General features: G+C 65.4%; 7 protein-coding genes and 3 rRNA genes. 1 reads left to right on the top strand and 9 read right to left on the bottom strand.

Annotated features, from left to right (window positions below):
* Positions 1-8: 8 nt before the first annotated feature.
* The 7 genes from AC3RJ8_RS05615 to AC3RJ8_RS05585 form a co-directional block, all read right to left on the bottom strand.
* A complete protein-coding gene (locus tag AC3RJ8_RS05615; RefSeq protein ID WP_489715587.1) occupies positions 9-563 on the bottom strand; it encodes a GNAT family N-acetyltransferase in 555 nt (184 codons plus the stop codon).
* 23 nt (positions 564-586) lie between these two features.
* The gene (gene gatB, locus AC3RJ8_RS05610; RefSeq protein WP_489714938.1) at positions 587-2,089 is read right to left on the bottom strand and encodes an Asp-tRNA(Asn)/Glu-tRNA(Gln) amidotransferase subunit GatB; all 1,503 of its coding nucleotides are present in this window, start codon (positions 2,087-2,089) and stop codon (positions 587-589) included.
* Positions 2,090-2,105: 16 nt separating this feature from the next.
* The gene (gene gatA, locus AC3RJ8_RS05605) at positions 2,106-3,611 is read right to left on the bottom strand and encodes an Asp-tRNA(Asn)/Glu-tRNA(Gln) amidotransferase subunit GatA (protein WP_489714937.1); all 1,506 of its coding nucleotides are present in this window, start codon (positions 3,609-3,611) and stop codon (positions 2,106-2,108) included.
* A gap of 1 nt (position 3,612) precedes the next feature.
* Complete coding sequence (gene gatC, locus AC3RJ8_RS05600) at positions 3,613-3,909, bottom strand: Asp-tRNA(Asn)/Glu-tRNA(Gln) amidotransferase subunit GatC (RefSeq protein WP_489714936.1); 297 nt, start codon at positions 3,907-3,909, stop codon at positions 3,613-3,615.
* A 157-nt stretch (positions 3,910-4,066) separates the two neighbouring features.
* Positions 4,067-4,183 (bottom strand): 5S ribosomal RNA (rrf, locus tag AC3RJ8_RS05595).
* Between the two features lie 113 nt (positions 4,184-4,296).
* A 23S ribosomal RNA gene (locus AC3RJ8_RS05590) occupies positions 4,297-7,410 on the bottom strand.
* 475 nt (positions 7,411-7,885) lie between these two features.
* A 16S ribosomal RNA gene (locus AC3RJ8_RS05585) occupies positions 7,886-9,412 on the bottom strand.
* Together the 16S, 23S and 5S rRNA genes form the textbook arrangement of a ribosomal RNA operon.
* Positions 9,413-10,019: 607 nt before the next feature.
* Here AC3RJ8_RS05585 and AC3RJ8_RS05580 point away from each other — a divergent pair.
* Positions 10,020-10,589 (top strand): GNAT family N-acetyltransferase, encoded by a 570-nt coding sequence (locus AC3RJ8_RS05580; RefSeq protein WP_489714935.1) that lies wholly within the window; start codon positions 10,020-10,022, stop codon positions 10,587-10,589.
* A 5-nt stretch (positions 10,590-10,594) separates the two neighbouring features.
* Here the strand turns inward: AC3RJ8_RS05580 and AC3RJ8_RS05575 are convergent, their stop codons facing one another.
* Together AC3RJ8_RS05575 and AC3RJ8_RS05570 are read right to left on the bottom strand one after the other, a co-directional pair.
* The gene (locus AC3RJ8_RS05575; RefSeq protein ID WP_407317139.1) at positions 10,595-11,593 is read right to left on the bottom strand and encodes a sugar phosphate isomerase/epimerase family protein; all 999 of its coding nucleotides are present in this window, start codon (positions 11,591-11,593) and stop codon (positions 10,595-10,597) included.
* A gap of 48 nt (positions 11,594-11,641) precedes the next feature.
* Positions 11,642-12,256: a hypothetical protein gene (locus AC3RJ8_RS05570; RefSeq protein ID WP_489714934.1), complete on the bottom strand. Its 615-nt coding sequence runs from the start codon at positions 12,254-12,256 to the stop codon at positions 11,642-11,644.
* Between the last annotated feature and the right edge of the window lie 189 nt (positions 12,257-12,445).

The following is a 12,445-nucleotide window of genomic DNA, read 5'->3' as shown; positions in this document are numbered from 1 at the left end:
GAGGCCGCTCAGCGCTGGTGGTCGCGGAACTCGTCCTCGAGGACGCTCATGACGATCGCGTCCGCCCACGTCGCGCCGTCCCGATAGACCTCGCGCAGACGCCCCTCCTCGACGAAGCCGAGCGAGGCGTACAGCGCCTTGGCCCGCGGGTTGATGCTGAGCACGTCGAGGCTCACGCGGTGCAGGCGGGGACCGTCGTCGCCCGGCACACCGTCGAAGGCGAACCGCAGCACCTCCTCGATGGCCTCCCGCCCGTACCCCCGGCCCCGGTAGTCCGGCAGCATCTGCAGGCGCAGGTTGGCGCTGCGGGCGGCCGTGTCCAGGTCGTTGAGGACGATCTCGCCGATCAGCTCGTCGCTGACCAGCTCGCCGTCCCGCACGGCGCCCGGGGTGATCGCCCAGTCGTAGCGGCCCTCGCGCTCGGAGACCGTGGCCGCCCACTCGTCGATCTGCCCCCGCGAGAAGGTCGCGGTCGTGCCCGTCAGGCGCATGCCCTCCGGGTCGTGCAGGGACTCCCACAGCCGGTCCGCGTCCCGCGCCTCGATCGGGCGCAGGCGCATCATCTCCCCGGCGAGGAGGGGGCCCCTCACGCGCCGATCCTCTCCAGCACGAGCTCGCGCACGCGCTTGGCGTCGGCCTGCCCCTTCGTGGCCTTCATGACGGCACCGATGATGGCGCCGACTGGTCCCTGGTTGCCGCCGCGGACCTTCTCCACGACGTCGGGCTGCGCGGCGAGCGCCTCGTCGATGGCGGCCAGCAACGCGCCGTCGTCCGAGACGATCTCCAGCCCGCGCGCCACGACGACCGCCTCGGGCTCGCCCTCACCGGCGAGCACGCCGTCGAGGACCTGGCGGGCGATCTTGTCGTTGATCCGCCCCTCGTCCACGAGGCGCTGCAGCTCGCCGATCTGCGCGGGGGTGATCGACAGCTCGGCCAGGTCGACGTCCGCCTCCTTGGCGCGACGGGCCAGCTCGCCCATCCACCACTTGCGCGCCGCTGCCGGGCTGGACCCGGCGGCCACCGTCGCCTCGATGAGCTCGATCGCCCCGGCGTTGACCACGTCACGCATCTCGGCGTCGGCGAAGCCCCACTCGGTCTGCAGCCGACGGCGGCGCGCCTGCGGTAGCTCGGGCAGGGTCGCGCGGATCTCCTCGACCCACTCGCGCGACGGCTCGACGGGCACCAGGTCGGGTTCCGGGAAGTAGCGGTAGTCCTCCGCGTCAGACTTCACCCGGCCGGACGTGGTGGTGCCCGTGTCCTCGTGCCAGTGGCGGGTCTCCTGGACGATCGTCTCGCCGGCGTCGAGGGCGCCCGCCTGGCGGGAGATCTCGTGCCGGACGACCCGTTCGACGGACCGGAAGGAGTTGACGTTCTTCGTCTCGGTGCGCGTGCCCAGCTCGTCCTGCGGGGTGGGACGCAACGAGACGTTGACGTCGGCACGGACGTTGCCGCGCTCCATCTTGGCCTCGGACACGTCGAGGACGCGGAAGATGTCCCGCAGCGCCTGGACGTAGGCGCGGGCGACCTCGGGTGCGCGGTCGCCCACGCCGGTGATCGGCTTGGTGACGATCTCCACCAGCGGGATCCCAGCCCGGTTGTAGTCCACGAGCGAGTACTCCGCGCCGTGGATGCGACCGGTGGAGCCGCCGACGTGGGTGTTCTTGCCCGCGTCCTCCTCCATGTGCGCCCGCTCGATCTCGACCCGGTGGATCGTGCCGTCCTCGAGCTCAACGTCGAGCCAGCCGTCGAACGCGATCGGCTCGTCGTACTGGGAGGTCTGGAAGTTCTTCGGCACGTCCGGGTAGAAGTAGTTCTTGCGGGCGAAGCGGCACGACTCCGCGATCTGGCAGTTCAACGCCAGTCCGATGCGGATCGCGTACTCCACCGCGGTGCCGTTGACCACCGGCAGCGCGCCGGGCAGGCCGAGGCTCACCGGCGTCGTCTGGGTGTTGGGTTCCGCGCCGAACGAGGCCTCGGCCGGGCAGAACATCTTGGTGCGGGTGCCGAGCTCGACGTGCACCTCGATGCCGAGCACCGGGTCGTACCGGCGGACCGCGTCGGCGTAGTCGACCATCTGGGTCACAGTCATCTCCTTCGTGGGTCCGTCAGCCGAGCTCGGGGGCGCGGTCGAGCAGCGGGCCGCCCCAGCGGGTCTCGAGCGCAGCCTCGAGGGCGGCGCCGACGCGGTAGAGACGGTCGTCGGCCTTCGCGGGGGCGAGCACCTGGAACCCGACCGGGAGGTTGTCGTCGGACAGGCCGTTCGGCACCGAGATCCCCGGTACACCGGCCAGGTTCGCCGGGATCGTGGCGACGTCGTTCAGGTACATCGCCAGCGGGTCGTCCAGCTTCTCGCCGAGCTTGAACGCCGTCGTCGGGGCCGTCGGGGACACCAGGACGTCGGCCTGCTCGAAGGCGGCCTCGAAGTCGCGCTGGATGAGCGTGCGCACCTTCTGCGCGCTGCCGTAGTACGCGTCGTAGTAGCCAGCGCTCAGGGCGTAGGTGCCCAGGATGATGCGGCGCTTGACCTCGTCGCCGAACCCGGCGCCGCGGGTGGCGGCCATGACGCGCTCGGCGGTGACCGGGCCCTCCTCCGGCTCGACACGCAGGCCGAAGCGCATGCCGTCGAACTTGGCGAGGTTGCTCGACGCCTCGGCCGGCAGGATGAGGTAGTAGGCGGCCAGCGCGTACTCGAAGTGCGGGCAGGAGACCTGGACGATCTCCGCGCCGGCCTCCTCCAGCAGCGCCAGCGACTCCTCGAACCGCGCCTGGACACCGGGCTGGTAGCCGTCGCCCTGCAGCTGCTCGACGACACCGACACGGACGCCGCTCAGGTCACCGAGCGCCCCCTGCCGAGCGGCACCGACGACGTCGGGCAGCGGCTCGGGGATCGACGTCGAGTCACGAGGGTCGTGCCCGCCGATGAGCTCGTGCAGCAGTGCGGAGTCCAGGACCGTCCTGGTCACCGGACCGGCCTGGTCGAGGCTCGACGCGAGCGCGATGAGTCCGTAGCGGGAGACTCCCCCGTAGGTCGGCTTGACGCCGACGGTGCCCGTGACGGCACCCGGCTGGCGGATGGACCCACCGGTGTCCGTGCCGATCGCGAGCGGCGCGGCGAAGGACGCGACCGCCGCGGCGGAGCCACCCCCGGAGCCGCCCGGGATGCGGTCCAGGTCCCACGGGTTGTGCGTGTTGCCGTACGCCGAGTGCTCCGTCGACGATCCCATGGCGAACTCGTCCATGTTCGTCTTGCCGAGGATGGGCATCCGCGCGGCACGGATCCGCTCGACGAGCGTCGCGTCGTACGGGGGGATCCAGCCCTCGAGGATCTTCGAGCCGGCGGTGGAGGGCATGCCCTGGGTGACCACCACGTCCTTGACGGCGATCGGCACACCGGCCAGGGGATGCAGGTCCTCGCCGGCCGCGCGCCGGGCGTCGACGTCGCGCGCGGTGGCCAGGGCCTCCTCGGCGGACACGTGGAGGTAGGCGTGGACGGCGGGCTCGACGACGGCGATCCGGTCGAGGTACGCCTGGGTGACCTCGGTACTCGTCACCTCGCGTGCACGGAGCCTCTCGGCGAGCTCGGCCGCCGACAGTCTGGTCAGGTCCGTCATGTCACTCCTCCCCCAGGATCTGCGGGACGGCGAACCGGCCGTCCTCGGCGTCCGGCGCGGCGGCCAGGACGTCCTCGACCGGCAGCGACGGGACGGGCTCGTCCACGCGAAAGACGTTCGACATCGGGAGCGGATGGCTCGTGGCGGGGACCTCAGGGGTCGCGACCGCGCTCACCTTGGCGATGGACTCGACGATCACGTCGAGCTCGCCGGCGAGCCGGTCCAGCTCGTCGGAGCGCAGCTCGATCCGCGCCAGTGCTGCGACGCGCGCGACCTCGTCACGGGAGATGGTGGACATGGCCGCCAGTCTAGTGGTCCCCCGAGCCTCGCCCGGGCACCGCGTGGTCACATCCGTGTGAACAAACGGACGGTGCTCGGCACAGCCAGCAGCGGGCACGTTCCCGGGGACGACAAAGGACCCCGCACCAGAAGGTGCGGGGTCCTTGTCAAAGGGTGTCCGGCGGCGTCCTACTCTCCCACCCCGTCTCCAGGGCAGTACCATCGGCGCTGAAGGGCTGAGCTTCCGGGTTCGGTATGGGACCGGGCGTTTCCCCTTCGCTGTGACCGCCGTAACGTTATCGAGTTGTTCGGGTTCCCCCTTGTTGTTTCACCTGGTCGAGGTGAAAGGGGGTGGTGCCCGTTTCTCGGGAACCGCACAGTGGACGCGTGCATAGCAGAAGTGTTGGTGTTGAAGTTGTTGGCTTATTAGTACCGGTCAGCTGCGACAGTCGTTGGTCCTGTCTTCCACTTCCGGCCTATCTACCCAGTGGTCTAGCTGGGTGCCTTCACCCCACGAGGGGGATGGAAACCTCATCTTGAAGCAGGCTTCCCGCTTAGATGCTTTCAGCGGTTATCCCTTCCGAACGTAGCGAACCAGCGGTGCTCCTGGCGGAACAACTGGCATACCAGAGGTTCGTCCGTCCCGGTCCTCTCGTACTAGGGACAGCCCTTCTCAAGTTTCCTGCGCGCGCAGCGGATAGGGACCGAACTGTCTCACGACGTTCTAAACCCAGCTCGCGTGCCGCTTTAATGGGCGAACAGCCCAACCCTTGGGACCTACTCCAGCCCCAGGATGCGACGAGCCGACATCGAGGTGCCAAACCATCCCGTCGATATGGACTCTTGGGGAAGATCAGCCTGTTATCCCCGGGGTACCTTTTATCCGTTGAGCGACGGCGCTTCCACAAGCCACCGCCGGATCACTAGTTCCGACTTTCGTCCCTGCTTGACCTGTCGGTCTCACAGTCAAGCTCCCTTGTGCACTTGCACTCGACACCTGATTGCCAACCAGGCTGAGGGAACCTTTGAGCGCCTCCGTTACATTTTGGGAGGCAACCGCCCCAGTTAAACTACCCACCAGGCACTGTCCCTGATCCGGATCACGGACCGAGGTTAGATGGTCGATGCGGTCAGAGTGGTATTTCAACGGCGACTCCACTCGCGCTGGCGCGCGGGCTTCAAAGTCTCCCACCTATCCTACACAAACCGCACCGAACACCAATACCAAGCTATAGTAAAGGTCCCGGGGTCTTTCCGTCCTGCTGCGCGTAACGAGCATCTTTACTCGTAGTGCAATTTCGCCGAGTTCGTGGTTGAGACAGCGGAGAAGTCGTTACGCCATTCGTGCAGGTCGGAACTTACCCGACAAGGAATTTCGCTACCTTAGGATGGTTATAGTTACCACCGCCGTTTACTGGGGCTTAAATTCTGAGCTTCGCTTACGCTGACTCGTCCTCTTAACCTTCCAGCACCGGGCAGGCGTCAGTCCGTATACATCGTCTTGCGACTTCGCACGGACCTGTGTTTTTAGTAAACAGTCGCTTCTCCCTGGTCTCTGCGGCCCTCACCGCTTCCCACCGCTAGGGTGTTCACGGATCGGGCCCCCCTTCTCCCGAAGTTACGGGGGCATTTTGCCGAGTTCCTTAACCACGATTATCTCGATCGCCTTGGTATTCTCTACCTGACCACCTGAGTCGGTTTGGGGTACGGGCGGCTAGAACCTCGCGTCGAGGCTTTTCTTGGCAGCTGAGGATCACCCGATTCCCGCTAGTGCGGTCACCGTCAGTTCTCACCGTCAATGCTTCGCGGATTTGCCTACGAAGCCGGCTACAACCTTGGACGTGGTCTACCATCGCCACGCCGGGCTACCTTCCTGCGTCACCCCTGTTAACACGCTTACCTACTACCGGATTGGGTCCCACGCCGTTGTACCGGTGTCACCCGAAGGCGACGGTGGTACTCGGGGGTGGTCAGCATCACCGGATTCGGTATGGGCGGTTCTTCGCCGGTAGGAGAATATCAACTCCTTGTCCATCGACTACGCCTGTCGGCCTCGCCTTAGGTCCCGACTTACCCAGGGCGGATTAACCTGGCCCTGGAACCCTTGGTCATTCGGCGGACGGGTTTCTCACCCGTCTTTCGCTACTCATGCCTGCATTCTCACTCGTGTGGTCTCCACCGCTAGGTCACCCTGCGGCTTCACTGCCCACACGACGCTCCCCTACCCACCCACACACCTGAACACCCCCTCGAAAGGGAATGCTGGGTAAAGTGTGAGTGCCACGGCTTCGGCGGTGTACTTGAGCCCCGCTACATTGTCGGCGCGGAATCACTTGACCAGTGAGCTATTACGCACTCTTTCAAGGGTGGCTGCTTCTAAGCCAACCTCCTGGTTGTCTGTGCAACTCCACATCCTTTCCCACTGAGCACACGCTTAGGGGCCTTAGCCGGTGGTCTGGGCTGTTTCCCTCTCGACTACGAAGCTTATCCCCCGCAGTCTCACTGCCACGCTCTGGCTTACCGGCATTCGGAGTTTGGTTGACGTCAGTAACCTGGTGAGGCCCATCGGCCATCCAGTAGCTCTACCTCCGGCAAGGAACGCGTGACGCTGCACCTAAATGCATTTCGGGGAGAACCAGCTATCACGAAGTTTGATTGGCCTTTCACCCCTAACCACAGGTCATCCCCTCAGTTTTCAACCTAAGTGGGTTCGGTCCTCCACGCCGTCTTACCGGCGCTTCAACCTGCCCATGGCTAGATCACTTCGCTTCGGGTCTAGACCCGGCGACTGAATCGCCCTATTCGGACTCGCTTTCGCTACGGCTTCCCCACACGGGTTAACCTCGCCACCGAGCACTAACTCGCAGGCTCATTCTTCAAAAGGCACGCCGTCACCCCTGCTAAGGAGGCTCCGACGGATTGTAGGCACACGGTTTCAGGTACTATTTCACTCCCCTCCCGGGGTACTTTTCACCTTTCCCTCACGGTACTTGTCCGCTATCGGTCACTAGGTAGTATTTAGGCTTAGCAAGTGGTCTTGCCAGATTCACACGAGATTTCACGGGCCCCGTGCTACTTGGGATCCCCTTCACCAGGCCGCACCATTTCGTCTACGGGACTCACACCCTCTACGGTCCGCCTTTCAATGCGGTTCGACTATGACACGACTTTCTTACTGGTCCAGACCATGTCAGTGATCTGAGAAAGGTCCCACAACCCCGCACACGCAACGCCTGACAGCTTGACACGCATACGGTTTGGCCTCATCCGCTTTCGCTCGCCACTACTCACGGAATATCTCTTCCTGCCGGTACTGAGATGTTTCACTTCCCGGCGTTCCCCCCTGCACCCTATGAATTCAGGTACAGGTAACCGCACATGACTGCGGCTGGGTTCCCCCATTCGGACATCCTCGGATCACAGCTCGTTTGCCAGCTCCCCGAGGCTTAACGCAGGCTACAACGTCCTTCTTCGGCTCCTAGTGCCAAGGCATCCACCATGTGCCCTTCTAAACTTCGACACACACTACAAATATGCTACAGAAATCCAAGAATAATACTTGAACATCTGGGATGCTCGCGTCCACTGTGCAGTTCTCAAGCAACGGACGGTCCCGCCGGCCACCAGGCCCACCCGACCCCCACACACCCCACCAACCATCACCCCCGAAGAAGCAACGACCCGGCACGACGCGCGAAGCGGTATGAAGACCCGACCAACGACCCGTATCCATCAAAGGTCACCCGACCACGCAGGCCGGTTGCCTCAGGACCCAACAGTGTGCTCACACGACCCACCAGAGGCCACCGACCACGTTCCCACCCACCACCGAAGCAGCAGACGTACTAGCAGCCGGCACGCACCCAGCGCACCGCAAACAGTCAATGTTCCACCCAGAGCAACCACCAGACACACGTTCGGCGCCTACGATGGCTGTGCATGACCACCCACCCCCAGGGCAGAACCCCACCAGGTGAGCAGTATGTGCTCCTTAGAAAGGAGGTGATCCAGCCGCACCTTCCGGTACGGCTACCTTGTTACGACTTAGTCCCAATCGCCAGTCCCACCTTCGACCACTCCCCCCGGACGAACCGGTTGGGCCATGAGCTTCGGGTGTTACCAACTTTCGTGACTTGACGGGCGGTGTGTACAAGGCCCGGGAACGTATTCACCGCAGCGTTGCTGATCTGCGATTACTAGCGACTCCGACTTCATGGGGTCGAGTTGCAGACCCCAATCCGAACTGAGACCGGCTTTTTGGGATTCGCTCCACCTTACGGTATCGCAGCCCTCTGTACCGGCCATTGTAGCATGCGTGAAGCCCAAGACATAAGGGGCATGATGATTTGACGTCATCCCCGCCTTCCTCCGAGTTGACCCCGGCAGTCTCCCATGAGTCCCCGGCATAACCCGCTGGCAACATGGGACGAGGGTTGCGCTCGTTGCGGGACTTAACCCAACATCTCACGACACGAGCTGACGACAACCATGCACCACCTGTGCACCGACCTTGCGGAACCACCATCTCTGGCAGCGTCCGGTGCATGTCAAGCCTTGGTAAGGTTCTTCGCGTTGCATCGAATTAATCCGCATGCTCCGCCGCTTGTGCGGGCCCCCGTCAATTCCTTTGAGTTTTAGCCTTGCGGCCGTACTCCCCAGGCGGGGCACTTAATGCGTTAGCTGCGGCACGGAACTCGTGGAATGAGCCCCACACCTAGTGCCCAACGTTTACGGCATGGACTACCAGGGTATCTAATCCTGTTCGCTCCCCATGCTTTCGCTCCTCAGCGTCAGTTGCGGCCCAGAGACCTGCCTTCGCCATCGGTGTTCCTCCTGATATCTGCGCATTCCACCGCTACACCAGGAATTCCAGTCTCCCCTACCGCACTCTAGTCTGCCCGTACCCGATGCAAGCCCGAGGTTGAGCCTCGGGTTTTCACACCAGACGCGACAGACCGCCTACGAGCTCTTTACGCCCAATAATTCCGGACAACGCTTGCGCCCTACGTATTACCGCGGCTGCTGGCACGTAGTTAGCCGGCGCTTCTTCTGCAGGTACCGTCCACCCGAAGGCCTTCTTCCCTGCTGAAAGAGGTTTACAACCCGAAGGCCGTCATCCCTCACGCGGCGTCGCTGCATCAGGCTTTCGCCCATTGTGCAATATTCCCCACTGCTGCCTCCCGTAGGAGTCTGGGCCGTGTCTCAGTCCCAGTGTGGCCGGTCGCCCTCTCAGGCCGGCTACCCGTCGACGCCTTGGTAGGCCATCACCCCACCAACAAGCTGATAGGCCGCGAGCCCATCCCCCACCGAAAAACTTTCCAACACCCACCATGCGGCAGATGCTCATATCCGGTATTAGACCCCGTTTCCAAGGCTTATCCCGAAGTGGAGGGCAGGTTGCTCACGTGTTACTCACCCGTTCGCCACTGATCCACCCAGCAAGCTGGGCTTCACCGTTCGACTTGCATGTGTTAAGCACGCCGCCAGCGTTCGTCCTGAGCCAGGATCAAACTCTCCGTAAAAGAGAGAAAACAACCAACAACCCCCAAAGAGGGCCACCAGTCGCCTATCGATACTGGCCAGACCAAACAGACTAGCTGTTCAATCCAGTCCAAAGGAACCAAAAAGGTTCAAAATTTGGCATTGACTATCAAGCACACTGTTGAGTTCTCAAACAACCGACGCACACCATCCACGACCGGAACTTCCCGTCCCGACCCCGTCCGGGGCAACCCTTCAACCTTACCCGATCGCCGCTCCCTGTCCAAACCGCCTGAGCGGCTCGATCAGTGGGACGACCACGACAAGACCCCCACACCCGAGACCGAGGCGCACGAAGCACTCTCGCCCTTCCGGTGGAGTTTCAACCCCGGCGGCCACCTCGCGGTGTCCGTTCCCTGTCGGGCTGACCTCGAGAACATTACACGGCCTGCGGCGCGACGCCAACTCCGCGCACCGTGACCCGGGGCACAGTCGCCAGATCAGCATCCCCGCAGGTCAGGCGACCGCACCCCTCGCCACCGTCCGTGAAGGCCCCGGCCCGGGCTCGCCCACCGGCCCGGACCGGTCCCCGAAGCACGCCTCGGAGCAGGCCTGGACCTGCTCCGCGGACACGCTACGTTCGGAGGCGTGACCACACCTTCCGTCGTCGTCCGCCCGGCCAGGGTCCACGAGGCGGCCGAGACCGCCTGGCTCGCGGCCCTCACCTTCCCGCTCGCCTGTCCCGCGGGAACGCCCGTCACCACGATGGCGACCCACATCGCCACCCACCTCACGCCGGCCCACTTCGCCGCCTGGGTCGCCTCGCACGAGCACGTGCTGCTCGTCGCAGAGACCACGACCGAGGGCACCAGCACTCTCGGGGGCTACGCGCTCCTGGCACGAGGCGAACCGGCCGGGGACGAGGAGTCGGCCGTCCTCCGGTCGGTCGCCGGGCCGGGCCCGTACGTCGAGCTGTCGAAGATCTACGTCCACCCCGACCATCTCGGCCTCGGCACGGCCGGCCGCCTGCTCGACGTCGCCACCACGGAAGCCCACCGCCTCGCCCCCGGCCGGCCGTTCTGGCTCGGCACCAACGGGGAGAACCGGCGCGCCCAGGCCTTCTACCGGCGGCACAGTTTCACCGTCGTCGGTCGCCGCACCTACGACGTCGGCGGGGTGCAGCACGACGACGTGATCATGCTGCACCCCGGTACCTGACGGGCTCAGCGCGAGGAGAAGGCCGCGTCGAACGCGGCGTCCGGGGCGTCGAACGCGTGCTTGCGCACGAAGCCCACCGCCTCGGCCGCGCCGACGAGACGGTCCATCCCCGCGTCCTCCCACTCGACGGACAGCGGACCGTCGTAGCCGATCGCGTTGAGCATCCGGAACGCGTCCTCCCACGGCACGTCTCCGTGACCCGTCGAGATGAAGTCCCAGCCGCGCCGCGGGTCCGCCCAGGCCAGGTGCGACGAGAGCCGGCCGTTGCGGCCGTTGAGGCGCTTCTTCGTGTCCTTGCAGTGGACGTGGTAGATCCGGTCGGCGAAGTCCCAGAGGAACGCCACCGGGTCCAGGTCCTGCCAGACCATGTGGCTCGGGTCCCAGTTGAGGCCGAACGACTCCCGGTGGCCGATCGCCTCGAGCGTCCGCTTCGCCGTCCAGTAGTCGTAGGCGATCTCGCTCGGGTGCACCTCGAGGGCGAAGCGGACCCCGACCTCCTCGAACACGTCGAGGATTGGGTTCCAGCGGTCCGCGAAGTCCTGGTAGCCCGCCTCGACCATGTCGGCCGGCACGGGCGGGAACATCGCCACGGTCTTCCAGATCGACGAGCCGGTGAAGCCGACGACGGTCTTCACGCCGAGCCTGGCCGCCATGCGCGCCGTGTCCTTCAGCGCCTCGGCCGCACGCTGCCGGACGCCCTCCGGGTCCCCGTCGCCCCAGACCTCGGGCGAAAGGATCTCCTCGTGGCGCCGGTCGATCGGGTCGTCGCAGACGGCCTGTCCGGTCAGATGGTTCGAGATGGCGACGATCCGCAGCCCGTGGCGGGCCATGAGGTCGAGGCGCCCCTGGACGTACTCGGCGTCGTCCCACCGGGTCACGTCCAGGTGGTCACCCCAGCAGCACAGCTCCAGGCCGTCGTAGCCCCACCCGGAAGCCAGCTCGGCCAGCTCCTCCAGCGGCATGTCCGCCCACTGGCCGGTGAACAGGCTGATCGGTCGTGTCATGGTCGTTCCTCTCGTTGATGTCTCCACGGTCGGTCGCGGAATCCCGCCTCAGCGCGCACGGCGCCGACGATGCAGGAGGACTGCGGTGACGCCGCCGGCGGCCACCAGGACCGCCAGACCGGCGATCGCCCAGGTGGACAGCCCGTCGCCCGCGTCGGGACCCGCTGCTGCCGCCTGGTCTCCGGAGGTACCGTCCGCGGCGACCTCCTCAACGCTCGGCTCGGCAGACGGCTCGGGGGCAGGGGGCGACGGCGGAGCAGCGACGTCGATCTCGGTCTCCCCCTCGTACTCGGCGGGCTCGGTCGCCGTCGCCGTGATCGTCCAGTGGCCCTCACTCAGAACTCCCGGCTCGGAGCGGTACCAGCCCACGCCCTCGGAGGCCGACTGGAGCTGGATCGGCCCCACCTCTTCACCGTCGTCGGAGACGGCCGTCACCGTCAGGTCTACGGTCTCCTCGACCGGGTGTCCGTCACCGGCCCAGGTCACGGAGGCGTCGATCCCGCCGGCGCCGTCCGTGCCGAGGTCGACCTTCAGGTCTCCGCCGTGAGCCACGGCAGGCATCGCCGTCGAGACCCCGGCCAGCGCGAACGCAGCGAGAATCGCCACGAGCACCGCTCTTGCGACCGTCCGGCCATCGACCAGCACGCCACGTTGCGTCGTCATCAGTCCTGCTCCTTCATCGTCATCGATAGGGCCCTCGGCGCAGGTGCGGAGCGCACCGACCTGCACCGAGGGCTTGCCGACACCAGGTCGGCGGTGTCGCCGCCCGCGGTACCGACCTCACGATCGTCCCCGGGCCGGGAGACCGTGAGGCGTTCCCGGCACCCGGGCGGCGACGGTGCGGGGAGCCGT

It is taken from the genome of Isoptericola sp. MSGPD8_1_ISO-PGPR-S23-394, assembly GCF_058072785.1.
The sequence above is the reverse complement of the archived record's forward strand: the minus strand, read 5'-3'. Positions and strand labels throughout refer to the sequence as shown.